At 35.4% G+C, this 14,240-nt stretch carries 15 protein-coding genes; 6 read left to right on the forward strand and 9 right to left on the reverse strand.

Annotated features, from left to right (window positions below):
• Positions 1 to 23: 23 nt before the first annotated feature.
• Both BAU17_RS08405 and BAU17_RS08410 read right to left on the reverse strand, forming a co-directional pair.
• Entirely contained in the window at positions 24 to 1,340 is a 1,317-nt protein-coding gene (locus tag BAU17_RS08405; RefSeq protein WP_161902369.1) for an APC family permease, read from the reverse strand.
• Between the two features lie 111 nt (positions 1,341 to 1,451).
• On the reverse strand, positions 1,452 to 2,285 hold the full coding sequence (locus BAU17_RS08410; protein WP_161902370.1) for an aldo/keto reductase: 834 nt from the start codon (positions 2,283 to 2,285) through the stop codon (positions 1,452 to 1,454).
• Positions 2,286 to 2,427: 142 nt separating this feature from the next.
• Here BAU17_RS08410 and BAU17_RS08415 point away from each other — a divergent pair, with 142 nt between their 5' ends.
• Positions 2,428 to 3,225 carry a PHP domain-containing protein gene (locus tag BAU17_RS08415; RefSeq protein WP_161902371.1) on the forward strand — a complete coding sequence of 266 codons (798 nt, stop codon included), beginning with the start codon at positions 2,428 to 2,430 and terminating at the stop codon, positions 3,223 to 3,225.
• A gap of 10 nt (positions 3,226 to 3,235) precedes the next feature.
• Here the strand turns inward: BAU17_RS08415 and BAU17_RS14115 are convergent, their stop codons facing one another.
• Complete coding sequence (locus BAU17_RS14115; RefSeq protein ID WP_202622303.1) at positions 3,236 to 3,376, reverse strand: hypothetical protein; 141 nt, start codon at positions 3,374 to 3,376, stop codon at positions 3,236 to 3,238.
• 260 nt (positions 3,377 to 3,636) lie between these two features.
• Between BAU17_RS14115 and BAU17_RS08420 the strand changes: the two genes are divergently transcribed.
• Both BAU17_RS08420 and BAU17_RS08425 read left to right on the forward strand, forming a co-directional pair.
• Entirely contained in the window at positions 3,637 to 4,815 is a 1,179-nt protein-coding gene (locus BAU17_RS08420) for an ATP-grasp domain-containing protein (RefSeq protein ID WP_161902372.1), read from the forward strand.
• A gap of 11 nt (positions 4,816 to 4,826) precedes the next feature.
• A complete protein-coding gene (locus tag BAU17_RS08425; protein ID WP_161902373.1) occupies positions 4,827 to 5,576 on the forward strand; it encodes an esterase family protein in 750 nt (249 codons plus the stop codon).
• 50 nt (positions 5,577 to 5,626) lie between these two features.
• On the opposite strand, the gene BAU17_RS08430 is transcribed toward BAU17_RS08425, so the two are convergent.
• Together BAU17_RS08430 and BAU17_RS08435 are read right to left on the reverse strand one after the other, a co-directional pair.
• On the reverse strand, positions 5,627 to 6,457 hold the full coding sequence (locus BAU17_RS08430) for an alpha/beta hydrolase (RefSeq protein WP_161902374.1): 831 nt from the start codon (positions 6,455 to 6,457) through the stop codon (positions 5,627 to 5,629).
• Between the two features lie 81 nt (positions 6,458 to 6,538).
• Positions 6,539 to 7,126 carry a pentapeptide repeat-containing protein gene (locus tag BAU17_RS08435; RefSeq protein WP_161902375.1) on the reverse strand — a complete coding sequence of 196 codons (588 nt, stop codon included), beginning with the start codon at positions 7,124 to 7,126 and terminating at the stop codon, positions 6,539 to 6,541.
• Positions 7,127 to 7,303: 177 nt separating this feature from the next.
• On the opposite strand from BAU17_RS08435, the gene BAU17_RS08440 reads away from it, so the two are divergent.
• Both BAU17_RS08440 and BAU17_RS08445 read left to right on the forward strand, forming a co-directional pair.
• Positions 7,304 to 8,794 (forward strand): helix-turn-helix domain-containing protein, encoded by a 1,491-nt coding sequence (locus BAU17_RS08440; protein WP_161902376.1) that lies wholly within the window; start codon positions 7,304 to 7,306, stop codon positions 8,792 to 8,794.
• Between the two features lie 85 nt (positions 8,795 to 8,879).
• Positions 8,880 to 9,353: a YehS family protein gene (locus BAU17_RS08445; protein ID WP_161902377.1), complete on the forward strand. Its 474-nt coding sequence runs from the start codon at positions 8,880 to 8,882 to the stop codon at positions 9,351 to 9,353.
• Between the two features lie 104 nt (positions 9,354 to 9,457).
• Here BAU17_RS08445 and BAU17_RS14205 read toward each other — a convergent pair whose 3' ends face one another.
• The 3 genes from BAU17_RS14205 to BAU17_RS08460 all read right to left on the reverse strand — a co-directional run bounded on the left by BAU17_RS14205 (position 9,458) and on the right by BAU17_RS08460 (position 11,905).
• Complete coding sequence (locus tag BAU17_RS14205) at positions 9,458 to 9,601, reverse strand: hypothetical protein (RefSeq protein WP_237579098.1); 144 nt, start codon at positions 9,599 to 9,601, stop codon at positions 9,458 to 9,460.
• 23 nt (positions 9,602 to 9,624) lie between these two features.
• On the reverse strand, positions 9,625 to 10,509 hold the full coding sequence (locus tag BAU17_RS08455; protein WP_161902378.1) for an ROK family protein: 885 nt from the start codon (positions 10,507 to 10,509) through the stop codon (positions 9,625 to 9,627).
• A gap of 79 nt (positions 10,510 to 10,588) precedes the next feature.
• A complete protein-coding gene (locus BAU17_RS08460) occupies positions 10,589 to 11,905 on the reverse strand; it encodes a PTS sugar transporter subunit IIC (protein WP_161902379.1) in 1,317 nt (438 codons plus the stop codon).
• A 30-nt stretch (positions 11,906 to 11,935) separates the two neighbouring features.
• On the opposite strand from BAU17_RS08460, the gene BAU17_RS08465 reads away from it, so the two are divergent.
• Complete coding sequence (locus BAU17_RS08465; protein WP_161902380.1) at positions 11,936 to 12,736, forward strand: MurR/RpiR family transcriptional regulator; 801 nt, start codon at positions 11,936 to 11,938, stop codon at positions 12,734 to 12,736.
• Here the strand turns inward: BAU17_RS08465 and BAU17_RS08470 are convergent.
• Positions 12,733 to 14,109 (reverse strand): glycoside hydrolase family 1 protein, encoded by a 1,377-nt coding sequence (locus tag BAU17_RS08470; protein ID WP_161902381.1) that lies wholly within the window; start codon positions 14,107 to 14,109, stop codon positions 12,733 to 12,735. The genes BAU17_RS08465 and BAU17_RS08470 overlap by 4 nt on opposite strands.
• Between the last annotated feature and the right edge of the window lie 131 nt (positions 14,110 to 14,240).

Here is a 14,240-nt window from a genome sequence, read left to right on the forward strand (position 1 = left end):
ATTGATGGCTCGGATGTTTTTATTTAACTTTGTTTTCTATTCAAATAATAATACACAGGAATTCCAATCGCAGTGATACCAATCCCTGTTAACACTAAAAATGGCGTGGTGATGGTGGTCATCACTAAGATGAAGCCCCCACCTAAAATCGCAATCATTGGGATGATTGGATACAAGGGCACTTTATAGGGGCGTGGCATTTCTGGTTGTCTTTTGCGTAATAGAAATACTGCAATAAACATTAAAATACTAAAGAACCACATGACAAAGACTAGCATATCGGTCAATAAGTCAAAGGTACCAATCCCCATCATGATACAAGCAATTGCCAATTGGGCACAAGCAGCCACATAAGGTACGGCTGTCTTTTTAGACAATCGTTTCATTTGCTTGCTAAACGGAAATTCGTCTTTAGTTGCTAACGCATATGGAACACGAATCCCAGTCATTGTATAACCATTTAATGCACCGTAAACCGAAATCAAGATACCAATCGTGACGATTTTTCCACCGATATTACCAAATAAAATCGTAGCAACTTCAGAAGCCGCATTTAAATTACCGGCAATTTGTCCGACAGGCGCTATTTTTAAGAAAACAACATTAATTGCTACATAGACAATCGTTACTAAACTTAAGCCAACAATAATCGCTTTGGGTAAATCTTTTTCTGGACGTTTCATTTCGCCAGCCACATTACCAACATTTAACCAGCCATCGTAAGCAAATAACGTTGCTAGCAAGGCTGCACTGAAACCAGCCGCCCATGATTTATCGCCACCAATAGACAGATCAATGAATGAAACTGTTACTTGCCCAGGTGTAAATAATCCGACAATAATAATCAAAAAAATGGGAATCAGCTTAATAAACAAGGTAATCGACTGGACATTGGCTGCAATTTTAGTCCCTAATAAATTGATACCTGTTACACTGACTGCTGTAATAAGGGATAAGGGTAACAAATAATGTGCCTCTAAATGAAATAAGTTCAAACACTGTGTTGCGAAAATAATACTTAATGCGGCAATATTTGCTGGAAAATAAATAATACTTTGTGCCCATCCTAATAAAAAGGCCGGCATTTTACCATAAGCGACTTCAATATATTTAATGGGTCCCCCAGTTTCAGGAATAGCCGTCGCTAGTTCAGCCACCGTCAACCCACCACAAATTGTTAAAAAACCAGCCAATAGCCAAGCAAATAACGTGAGCCCTGCCGACTGCGTTTGCGAAACAACCGCAGCAGCTTTAAAGAAGACCCCTGCTCCAATTACCGTTCCCATAACTGTCGATAATGCACCCGTTAGAGAAATTTCTTTTTTTAATTGTTTTGCCAAAAAATCACTACTTTCAAAATTCAAGATAGAATGAGTATACTCAAAATCATTCTGATACGCTAGTAAAATCCTCGAACCTTAGTAAACACTAGGTCCGAGGATTTTAATGACTTAAAATTCTTCATATACTGCAGGATCTTGTTGCTGCAAGCGCCCATTTGTTTTTGTAAGACTCGCAATAGTTTGCATATCGTCTACTGCCAATTCAAAATCAAAAACTGACAAATTATTTAGTTGACGTGCATGATGAGAAGCTTTGGGAATTGGTAAAACGCCCAATTGCAGTTCCCAACGTAAAATAATTTGAGGAACTGAACGATGATACCGTGCTGCAATTTCTTGTAAGATAGTGTTCGTCAAAATTTCAGAGGCACGACCTAAAGGACTCCATGCTTCAGTAATAATTTGTTTGGATACGTCATATGTGCGTTGCACTTTTTGGTTAAAATGCGGATGCAATTCGACTTGATTAATGACCGGTAGAATTCCTGTTTCCTGCTCTAAACGATTGATGTGTTCTGGTAGAAAATTACTCACACCAATTGAGCGAATCAAGCCTGTTTTTTGTGCATCAATCAAGGCTTGCCAAGCTTCGACGTATTTTCCTTGTTTCGGATTAGGCCAATGAATCAAATATAAATCAATGTAATCAAGACCTAAGCGAGCAATCGATTCTTCAATCGTAGCCAGTGCTTCTTTGTAATCATGGTGTCTCCCCGGTAATTTGGACGTAATCGTGAGTTGATCGCGTGGTACGCTACTGTTCTTAATGGCACGTCCAACAGCTCCCTCATTTTCATAATTAAAAGCCGTATCAATTAACCGATAACCTGTTGATAATGCTTGTTCAATCACTCGTGTGCCGTATGACCCATTTAAACTATAGGTACCAAACCCAATCTTAGGAATTTGAAACCCGTCTGAAAGTTGATAGTATTCTGTCATGTTTCTCCCTCCTCTAAAAAATGATAACATATTTTTTGAATTTATGATTGTTGCTAGTCAATTCGATTAAATTGTGGTACTGTGTGTGCAAAAGGACATTCATTCTTCGTATCGTTGAATGAATGGATTAGGAGGACGTTTCATGAACTACTATGACCAGCATTTACATACATTCTTATCATTTGATTCCGAAGAGCAATTTGAAAATTATCTTGTCAATAAGCCCGAGTTTTTTGTCGCAACTGATCACTTTGACTTACAAAATGCTGGTACAGGTTTTCATGATGATATTCCTGACTATAAAGTCTTAACAGAAAAATTAGCGACATTATCTGAACAAACAGAAACAAAGCTGTTGCGCGGCATTGAAATCGGGGTTGTTCCTGGTCAAGAAGCGGCTATTCAAGATTACTTAACTGCTCATCCCTATGATTTAAAACTCATCAGTATTCACCAAAACGGTGCCTTTGATTACATGGATGACATCGTCCTAACAAAAAACAAATTCGATGTAGCTAAAATGTATTTTGACCAGATGGCAACTGTACTTGACTCTTTTCCTGATGGGCATATTTTGACCCATTTCGAATACGGATTACGTCGTTTCGATTTTTCTGCAACGGAATTAGAGGAACATTTTGAGAAAGAATTAATCACGATTTTCAAAAAAGTGATCCAACGTGAATTAGCGATGGAAATCAATGCGAAAAGCTTTGGGCGTTATCAAAATGCGTCTCTTTATCGCTACGCTATTCCTTTGTATCAAAGCCTTGGCGGCAAATTATTTACCCTAGGATCTGATGCACATGTAGCCGAAGACTATCGTTTATTGTTCCCTGAAATGGCAGCATTGCTTGCTGAATTTGGGGTCCAACAATTAGCAGTCTTCCAAGGAAAAGACCGCTGGTTGACTAATTTACCTCTAGACGAAAAAAAATGACCTTTGCGGGTCATTTTTTTTCGTCTTTTTCAGGTTCAATTACTTTGTTTTCAACAGCTTCTTTTTGGGCTTCTTTAAAAATCTTTTCTTTCTCCGACTTGTAGGATTGTTGGCGTTCTGCATATACTTCTTCTTTTGATTTGTCCGTCATAGAAATCCCTCCTAAATTCGTTTCAGAAAACGTTTCCTATTTCTATCTTTATTATAAAAGGTAAAAAAACGTTTGTAAATTTATTTGATTTAGTTTTCACTATAGAAAATTTCTAAACCGAAGAAAACCAGTATTGTAATTGTCTCTCATCACTAATTTAATTTCATTTGAATTTAGAGAGAAAAATTAAAAAATAGTTAGATTACAACTAGATTCTATGCTATGATAAGACAATAAAAATGATTAAAAAGGTGATATTTATGGATAATAAACTTAATTTTGTGATGATTTCACCGCATTTTCCCGATAATTTTGCGACGTTTGCTCCACGCTTGAAAGAAGCTGGTTTTCGTACGCTAGGGATTGCGGACGCTCCTTATGATCAATTGTCACAGACACTCAAAGATTCATTACTTGATTACTATCGCGTCGACAATATGGAAGATTATGATCAAGTCTATCGTGCAGTTGCTTTTTTTGCCCATAAATACGGGCGGATTCACCGCATTGAATCACATAACGAGCATTGGTTGGAATTAGATGCACGCTTGCGAACAGACTTTAATGTCTTTGGTTACAAAGAGGCGGATTTAGATGCGATTAAACATAAATCGAGCATGAAAGCTGTCTTTCGTCAGATTGGTCTTCCTGTTGCCGATGGCCGTGTCTTTACAGACTTTGCAGATGCAAAAACGTTAATTGACACATTGGGTTATCCCGTAATTATCAAACCAGATAGTGGCGTAGGTGCCGGCGATACGTACAAAATAAAAAATGACGAAGAACTTGCGCATTTCTTTGACGTGAAAAACGATGCCGTCACTTATATTATGGAAGAATTTATTCCAGGGGATATTGTCACTTTCGATGGTTTAACGGATCATGATGGGAATATTTTATATTATTCTAGCTTGCTTTATAATGTCGCCGTCTTAGAAACGGTTGAAAATGATAACGATATGTACTTCTATGTCTCTCGTGAAGTACCTGATGATTTATACGAGATGGGTTCAAAAATGGTCCAAGCCTTCAATACCAAAGAACGTTTCTTCCACTTTGAATTCTTCCGTTTAGCGGATGGTTCTTTGCTACCACTAGAAGTAAACTTGCGCCCACCCGGTGGTTCTACAATCGATATGTTTAACTACGCCAACGATTTCGATATTTTCGCCGAATATGCCAATGTAGTGAAAGATAATCGTTTTTATGCACCGATTACGCGTCCTTATTATTGCGGGTATGTTTCTCGAAAATATAGTACGAATCATTACGTTCATTCAAATGATGACATTCGTCGTCATTTAGGGGATTCACTAATTGCGATTCAAACAATTCCAGGCATTTTTGCCACGATTATGGGGGATGAAGGTTACTTGGTTCGTACGCCATCAGAAGAACAATTATTCGAATACTTTGCATTTATTCGTCAGAAATATTAGGAGGTCACTGTATGCATTTTGAAAGAAGAAGTCACTATAGCGGACATTTAAACCGTGAAATGAATTTTAACGTTTATGGACATGCTGGGAAACCAGTCGTTGTTTTCCCCTCTTCTGGGGGGAGCCAAAATGAATTTGCTGATTTTGGTATGATTGAAGCTTGTCAATCATTCATCGATCGTGGGTTACTACGCTTTTACACCCCTGATTCGATTGATAAGGAGTCTTGGTTAGCCGAAACAAATGCGCATTCCATGGCGGAAAATCACAATCGTTACGACGAATATATCGTCAATGAATTTGTACCATTGATTCGTTATGAAGCGAATTGGGATGGGCCGATGGTTGCAACTGGTTGTAGCATGGGTGGTTTCCATACAGTCAACTTCGCGTTAAAACATCCGGATGTTTTTGATATTAGTATTGCTTTAAGTGGTGTCTATGATGCTCGCTTCTTTACAGGTGAATTTTATGGCGATCAAGCCGTTTATTTCAATTCACCTATCGATTATTTACCAGGACTAAATGAGCCTTGGTTTATTGATCAATACCGTCAAAATACCTTTATTATTGCAGTTGGACAAGGTGATTGGGAAGGACCTCATATTGAAGCAACCCGACAATTACAAGGGATTTTTTCAGATAAACAACTTCCTGCTTGGTTTGATTATTGGGGGCATGATGTTCCACATGACTGGGATGCTTGGCGTAATCAACTGCCTTATTTCTTCAGTCAACTAGAACAACAAGGTAAAATTTAAAAAAAGCTAGTACATGGTTTCCATACTGGAAAAATGTACTAGCTTTTTCGTTAATTTGAAAAGTGAAACATCAAGTACTCACCAAAATGATCCGCCCAATATTTTTCAAAATGATGTTCATCAGCTAAAATGCGTAACCAAATCTTATCCATTTGATGTCCTTGACGCAGAAGTGTTTGATAATACCATAAGGAACTGTCAATATAGGCTTGATTAATATTTTTGTTAGCAAAAGCTTCATCCGCTTCATTGCCTTCTTCGGTTCCAACTTGAATGTAGACCTTCGTATCTGGATGTAAGGGCTGTTGGTGAATAAAAGACAGAAATGCTTCCTCACTTAACCAAGATGCCAATGAAAAAACCCCTAAAGAACCAAACACTTCTGGATAAGCTGCTCCCATATAAGCGGTAATTAAACCGCCTAAAGAGCTCCCTGCCAGTAAGGTATTCTCTCGCTCTGGTTTGGTGCGATAGTATTTATCGATAAATGGTTTGACTGTCTCAACCACCCATTCGCCATACGCCATCCCCATACCACCAAGATGTCCGTGACTTGCCACTTCTTCTTCTGATTCAAACGGCCACGGTGTGTATTCGTCCAAACGATCCTCTTCTGCATTATCCATGCCGACAATAATCATTTTAGGTAATTCAAGATTGTTTTTAATTAATGGAATTAATTTCCACGAATAGCCTGAATAAGATTCTTTACTATAAAATACATTTTGTCCATCATGCATGTAGACAACCGGATAGGTTTCTTCGACATTCATGTCATAATCTCTGGGAAGTAAGACACGGACACGACGTGGTTTATCGTCATAAGGAACATCTATATAGTGAGACATAATTGGCAAATAGTAACTCATCGAATTTTTCATACACACTTCACACCTTATCATCTGTTTATCTAATCATTTTATCATGTTTCTCATTGTATTCATAGTATCGACGTTGCTAAACTATTTGATGCGAACTCCCATCATTGCCAAAAGCTGTGGTGCTTGGTAATGCGCGAAAATCGCTCCTTTTAGATATGTTGGTGAGAAATATAATGAATCAAATTCACTCGACGAAAAATCAATATTTGCTAACTTGGTCTCACTAAAATCCGCTTGCGATAATTCACATTGATCAAAAGACACTTCTTTTTGGATCGTTACCTCTTGGAAAAAAGCCTCTTTCAAAGAACTTGTCTGCCAGTGGCATGACTCAATAATCGATTGACTCATCGATAAATAATCACAGCGAGAATCTTTGACTGTTGTTTGTTTCCAGCGATTCAAGGAAAAATTAGTCCCCAATAATTGACAGTGCTCAAACCGACAACGATAAAAAATACTTTCCGATAAATTCATATTCGAGAAAATCATCGATTTGAATGTACAATCTAACCATTCACTACGAATGAATTCCCTACTTTCAAATTCACAGCTCTCAAATATTACTTCTGATACATGGACTGCTTGTGAATTATTCGTAAATGTACAAGCTTTATAAGTTTCATTCGACTCAATTTCATCTAATGACAATATTTTGTTCTCAATCATGTCTGACTCCTTTACCATTCTCATATTTTTACTTGCTATGACTGTTCGTTTTTTGTAATTAAAAAAATAAAGATATGATTTTTTTAGATAAAATCACTGATTTTTTACTATTTGTGACGATAAATACTGTTATAATAAACTTATCTTATCGTTTTTTTCACAAAAAATCTAGACGATTTGGATGATAAACTGAAAAAGGAGGATGCTGGCAGAAAAGAGCAACCTTTTCCAACAGCAAAACAATCAATGCTAGAAATTCAAAAAAATTTTTTATTAAAAATCAAAATCATTGAACTATTGGACAATCACCCCGCTTATTTATCCGTACGCCAAATAACTGATTTAATACCTGATGCTACTTTTAATGCCGTCAAACTAGCTTGCAGTGAACTGCGAGAAGAATTTGACATGCTCTATCAGCCGGAGCAAATCGAATTGATTGTGAATCCACGCAAAGGGATGAAATTAATTCGCAAAGGCAAAAACATTCACACACTTATTGAACATGTGATTACAGAAAGTTTGACTTATAAAATTATCTGTCAGGTTTTTTTAGAACGCCAAGTCAATGTCGCCGATTTTTGCCAGCATCACTATATCTCGAACTCCACCCTCGCTCGTCAACTGAAACTAATCAATCAAACCTTACACAATTACAATATGCATATTTCTTTCTCAAACCGAATGTCACTAAAAGGACAAGAAGGAACGATTCGTCTCTTTTTACAATTTTTACTTTTCGATGTCCACAGTACCATTGATTCAATTCCTTGGATTACCGATTCTCAAACATATTTGACTTTAACAACAAAAATCTTGAGATACTTAAACGTTAGCGTTCTGGAAAATCAAGTACAACATATTGCCACTTTTGTTTTCCTTATTTCTAACAGTATCCAACGTAAATTCAATATCCAATCGAATGATACAACCTTAGCCTATCGTTCATATTACTATTTTCCAAACCAACCAGCTTTTTTAGCTGATTGGTCTGAAGCAGATTGGCATTTTTTCTTGATATATATCCATGCTTCAAATATTTCATCAATTCCATTTTCACTCATAACTAAAGAACCCTTACCCTTTGCCTCCAATGTTCACATATGGCTTGATTGTTTTGAACAGGAATTTGGCACTATTGAGACAACTAAAAAGGAACGCATGGTAGATACTCTACATCGCGAGTTTTTACTCGATGCCATATTTTGTATTGATGAATTTTTACTTGCCCTTAATGAAATTGTTCGGATAACCAATCTGTCAAAAGATTTCCCCGAGTATATCGAACGTTTTCAGCGTTTTTGGAAAAACTTTTCAGCTCAATGTTTATCGTTAAACAGTCTGGATTATATGAAGGAAATATCTTTTTTAAACAGTGTATCTTTAGTTAATCTTATCGCCTTCAACCCAACAATTAAAGTATTTGTCTTCTCAAATGTTGCCCAATTGCACCAACAATTTATCGAAACACGCGTCAATTATCATTTATCTAAATATCAAGTTATTTTCGTCACAAATTATCTTGAAGCTGATATCGTCATTAGTACTGTGACCTTTTTAAATCATTTACCAGCTCATCAAAAATTAGTTGAAATTCGTGCTTCTTTGCCAATTACGGATCTTATTGCCGTTGAACAAGCCGTCGAGGAAGTCTTACAAATTTCCTAAGTGTTAATAGAAATAATTTACACTCCCACCATCCTTTTTTACAAAAATTTGGTATACTAGTGAAGAGAATAGGAAGGTGTTAAAAATGAATCATAATGACCGTTTAACGCGCTTACGTTATGCGCTCGATATTAAAGATATGGATATGGTAAAGATTTTTGAATTAGGTGGCGTGACTGTAACAAAGGATGAAGTCCGTGAGATGTTAAAAAAAATCGATACTGAAAACTATGAAATTGAATTAACTGATGAGAACTTCGAACGTTTTCTAAATGGTATGATTATTTCGCAACGTGGTGCTCGTGAAGGCTCAGATAAGCCAATCCTTGAACTACACAAAGGCAATGCGAATAATTTAATGCTGAAAAAATTGAAAATTGCTTTATCATTAACTAGCGAAGATATGTTAGCCCTCTTAGATCAAGCTGGCGTGACTGTTTCAAAAGGTGAAATGGGTGCCATCTTGCGCAAAGAAGGCCACCGCAATTACAAACCCTGTGGCGACAAGTATGCACGAAATTTTTTAAAGGGCTTAATGCTACAGTATCGTGGAGAATAATGAAAACAAGCATCGCCCTTTGGAGTGAAGGGGATGCTTGTTTTTTTGATATATTATTCATCGGATAAGTACCTTTCAAACTATTAGGTCTTTCACCCCAGCTCTCAATGACATATCAGTAAGTCTATTGTATCAAAAATTCCTGATAAAACAGTATCTTCTATCTCTTCTTGAGCAATCACGACACTTTGAACTTGATTAATTGATTTAAATACATCGGTCGCTGAAATATTTACAATTACCTTCAAATTTTAGAGTCTTTAAGTTGAGTTCATGTTTTAGTGAGCATATAATTCCTTACTGCACCAATTAAATTAGCTTCACTCTTAAATTGACAAGCTTCAATCGGTGAATGAGTAATAGCAATTGGGATTTTTTGATAAAATTTTTCTACCGCTTGAGATAACTTATTCATATACAATTCATTTTGACTAATGCCTCCACCAATTAGAATTTTTTCTGGGTCAAGCATAATCTGGAAGTTAAATAATTGTGTTGCAAAATTATTAACATACTCGTCAAAACAATTTGACAGTTGTCGCTCACCGTCTTCAATTAATTGAAACACACGAGGGCCATCGATTTCTTCTCCATAAATACTAGACATTTTTGATACAAATTTTGGAATGCCCACTTGATTTCCTAATACCGCATCAAAACCAAATTGATTGATACTTTTTGTAAATATCAGCGAAAATTCTCCGGCATAGAGATGTGTCCCACGATAAATTTTTCCATTTTGAATAATCGCACAACCCAAACCGGTACCCACAACTAAAACCAATGCATTCTTAATTCCTTTTAGCTTTCCCTGCCATAATTCTGCATATGCAGCACACCTTGCATCATTTTCTATGATTACCGGTATACCTATTTTTTCAGATAGTTTATCCGCAAAATAAGTATTATTATTATATTGTAGAGCTCCTCCCTGAACAACATACCCTCTTTCAACATCTATTGTACCTGGGATGCTGATAGCACAACCAGATACATCAGAAAATCGATTCACGATATTTACTAGTTGAGACAGTAATTCTTGTTGATTGTTTTGTGGCGTTAAACTTGTATCTAAATAAGCTAATTTATTTGTATGACAATCATAGCTACCAAATTTAATATAAGTTCCACCAATATCAATTGTCACTAATTTCATTAAAAAATCTCCTTTTTTATTTAAAATTATTTCATCTAACTTAACTATCACTATCAAGATTTTAGTTAAACAGTAACTACTACATATTTTGAGAATTTTTTTCTTCCAGACCATCTTGTCGATCCAGTACCTTTACGAAAGGCAAATATACTGCGACCATTATTACCATACTAATCAATCGTAAGACCAATCCTTGCCAACCCATAATGAAAAAACTAGAAATAAATTTAGGCACTGTCCAAATACTTGCCATACCTATTGCAATTGTCGGATCATAATGTGAAATGAAACCTGAAATAGTACCAATATAACCAATAATAGCCGTTATACCTGTACTTAATAAAAAAGGAATGAGTAGGATTGGATTTAACATAATTGGTAAACCAAAAATAACTGGCTCATTAATATTAAATACATTAGGAACAATAGAAACTTTAGCGAATGATCGATAACGTTTACTTTTCCCAAAAATTAAAATAGCTATTAATAAGCTCAAGGTGCTACCCACAGCATCATTATTTAAAAAACTGTTAACAATCATGATGTCCTTAAATGGTAACTCTGCTCCTGTTTGATATGCCTCTACATTGGCTAATGCCATATTCATTAAAATCGGTACCAATGCACTATTAATTGCATTTGGATGTATTCCAAAGAAGAACAAACCATTTGCAATAATGGTAATAAGAATTAAAGCAGGTACCGAGCTCCCAATTTTAGTAATAGGATCTCCTATCACAACTTGCACTAAATTAAATATGTTTTCTACCGGCGTATAGCTCAAACCAATTCTAATAAATACAATCCCAGTTAGAATAATAATTGCTACAACTAAGGGTTCAAAGGATTGGCTAACCATAGGTGGCACACCTTCAGGCATACGAATTAATAATTTTTTCTTTTGAGATAAATTTACATACACTCGAGCTATTAATAGCCCTAAAATAATTGCTACAAACATTCCTGAACTTCCTAGGTAATCATAGGATAAAGCAGGAATAGCTTCTTCACCTGCAATTATATGCTGGGGCATTAATGTAATAAAGGCCGCAGTTGATATAAAGGCTGCCATTAAGGGATTTGAACTTGACTTATTTAAAAGCTTTGTGTAAGAATAGGGAATAGAAAAAGCAATTAGTAAGCCAATTATGTTTAATGTCCCTCCAAGTAAAGCATTAAAATGTTCGGACAATCCTACATTATGAATCCATGCATTTACTGATGGTATTGGAAAATTAGATAGAATTGAGAATAGGGAAGCACCTAGCGTTAATGGCAAGGTGTACATCAATCCACCTGAAATTGCTTGTATTGCTTTGTTAGAACCAAATTTTGTTGCAACTGGTAATACGCGTTGATCAATTATATTTTGAAATTTTTCGTAAGAACTACTCATTTTTATACGCCCTTTCTAATTGGAGGAATTATGGATCCCATTACCAAACTTTACTCATATTTCAACACTGAAAATAGTCAATCGACTTACTATAAGCTGACTGAATTTGTTTTAGAAAATGTTAAACGCTTACCTGAGTTATCAATTTCAGATTTTGCTGAAGCAACCTTTGTGTCTAAGGCAACTATTACACGATTTATTCATTTTATCGGTTTTGAAAATTATCATGAATTTAAAAAATACTTTCGTCGTCTAAATAGTAATTCTAGATTATCCTTTTTAAAACTAACTAATCATGAAGTCAACCAAATTAAAGATTTCCCCGCTGATTTTTTACAACAATATACGCAACAAATTATTCAAGCCATCCAAGACACTGCACAAACGATGAATCTTGAAGAGATTGATTTACTAGTTCAAGCTGTGAATAAAGCTGAGCATGTTGCTTTTTTGGGATACAGTGACTCAAATATTATTGCAAAAGATATCCAACTTGGTTGCTTAGCAATCGGAAAGAAAATTGAAGTCGCTGAAAGCTCTGAAAAATTTTCAGACATTGTAACTCGTTTTTCTGAACAAGACTTAATTGTTATTTTGTCAAATTATGGAAATTTCTTTAACCATTACCAATCCTTTTACGATTTATTGTTAACTAAAAATATTCCCTTAGTTTTAGTTACACAAAACTATAGTTCAATGGATTCATTTCGTTTTCAGCAGACAATTTATCTAACCACAAAACGGCAATTAAACATTGGAAATTACCCTATGAGGATTTTTTCTGAATATTTTGTTCGTCGAATGATGTTTTATGAGAATACTACATTTTAAGAGTTAGCTTTGATGACCTTTTTGTAAAATTCAAAGCTATCTTTTTTATATCGTTTCATACTTCTTTCTTCAAAATTAGAACGATCCACGTATACCATCCCATAGCGTTTCTCCATGCCATCTCCTACACTCAATATGTCAATAAAAGACCATGGATTGAAAGAAATCACATTTACACCATCTTGAATGGCTAAAGCCATTTGTTCAATATGCTTATCTAAATATTCAATCCTTCTTACATCATGTACTTTTCCATCAATTAATTCTTCTTCTTCTGACCAACCACATTCTGTAATAAGAATAGGAATATCTGCATAACGATTTAACAGTTGTCGCAAACCGTAGCGTAACCCAATAGGATCAAAATTCCATCCCCAATTAGTATAGCGTAAATCATTATCACGAATTCTTTCGATACGTCTAAAAATAAATTGTTCTGTATCATTAGTTGATTTTGCTTCAACAATCGTTGTACAATACCAGTTTACCCCTAAGCAATTTGCACGACCAGACAACAATAGTTCTTGATCTCCTGAATATTGTTCAATGGTAATGTCTAATTTCTTTAGTTCATTTTCAAAATATATAGGAATTTTCCCTTTAAGCGCAACTTCCATTTGAGCAAACGAATAAAAATCCTCTAAATCCTTTGCTGCCATCACATCAAATGATTTCCTACTGGCAGGTAATGTTGTTATATAGGAAACTGCCGGTCCAATTTTACTGTTTGGAAAACGAGTTTGGCACATTTTGAATACTTCTGCTTGCGCCAGCCACATGTGATAATTTGCTTGGAAGGCCTGCTCATATCTTTTTTTATCTGGTAAGTTTAAATCTATTCCTAACATATCTGGCGCAACAACCAATACAGCTTGTTCATTAATAGTTAACCAATACCGAACTTTGTCTCCAAATTCATCAAGTAAGCATTCCGCATATTTGACAAAATCTTTGATTGCATCTCTTGACACCCAACCACCATATTTTTCAATTAGTCCATACGGCTGATCAAAATGATACATCGTCACAATAGGTTCAATATTATTCTCTAACAATGCATCAATTAATTGATGATAAAAGTTTAAGCCTGCTTTATTAGGTTCTTTTTCATCTCCATTTGGAAAAATTCTAGGCCAACTAATAGAAAAACGATAGCTTTTCAGTCCGAGCTCTTTCATTAATCCTATGTCCTCTTGCCAATGATGATAATGATCTACAGTTACTTTAGTATCTAATTGTTCCTTACTTTTCCTAAACGATCGGATATCAGCAATTGACAAACCTTTTCCATCTTCGCGATATGCACCTTCGACTTGAAACGCACTTGTTGAAGCTCCCCATAAAAAGCCATTTGGTATTTTTTTATAATCCAATTCTTTCACTCCTTTTAATTTGTATAAAACCATCATAAAGGTTGCGCTTTCATAATTGGTTGCATCATTCTAGTAACTAGTTTCAATACTAGTTACTCAGTTTCATATATATGAAACTTAATAAGTTATCT

This window comes from Candidatus Enterococcus willemsii (assembly GCF_009933335.1).
Taxonomy (GTDB): Bacteria; Bacillota; Bacilli; order Lactobacillales; family Enterococcaceae; genus Enterococcus_F; species Enterococcus_F willemsii.

What these genes read in the sequence shown, in the direction of transcription:
- BAU17_RS08410 (WP_161902370.1), bottom strand. Translation starts at nt 2,285, where the DNA reads ATGACAGAATACTATCAACTTTCAGACGGGTTTCAAATTCCTAAGATT.
- BAU17_RS08415 (WP_161902371.1), top strand. Translation starts at nt 2,428, where the DNA reads ATGAACTACTATGACCAGCATTTACATACATTCTTATCATTTGATTCC.
- BAU17_RS14115 (WP_202622303.1), bottom strand. Translation starts at nt 3,376, where the DNA reads ATGACGGACAAATCAAAAGAAGAAGTATATGCAGAACGCCAACAATCC.
- BAU17_RS08420 (WP_161902372.1), top strand. Translation starts at nt 3,637, where the DNA reads ATGGATAATAAACTTAATTTTGTGATGATTTCACCGCATTTTCCCGAT.
- BAU17_RS08425 (WP_161902373.1), top strand. Translation starts at nt 4,827, where the DNA reads ATGCATTTTGAAAGAAGAAGTCACTATAGCGGACATTTAAACCGTGAA.
- BAU17_RS08430 (WP_161902374.1), bottom strand. Translation starts at nt 6,457, where the DNA reads ATGAAAAATTCGATGAGTTACTATTTGCCAATTATGTCTCACTATATA.
- BAU17_RS08435 (WP_161902375.1), bottom strand. Translation starts at nt 7,126, where the DNA reads ATGATTGAGAACAAAATATTGTCATTAGATGAAATTGAGTCGAATGAA.
- BAU17_RS08445 (WP_161902377.1), top strand. Translation starts at nt 8,880, where the DNA reads ATGAATCATAATGACCGTTTAACGCGCTTACGTTATGCGCTCGATATT.
- BAU17_RS08455 (WP_161902378.1), bottom strand. Translation starts at nt 10,509, where the DNA reads ATGAAATTAGTGACAATTGATATTGGTGGAACTTATATTAAATTTGGT.
- BAU17_RS08460 (WP_161902379.1), bottom strand. Translation starts at nt 11,905, where the DNA reads ATGAGTAGTTCTTACGAAAAATTTCAAAATATAATTGATCAACGCGTA.
- BAU17_RS08465 (WP_161902380.1), top strand. Translation starts at nt 11,936, where the DNA reads ATGGATCCCATTACCAAACTTTACTCATATTTCAACACTGAAAATAGT.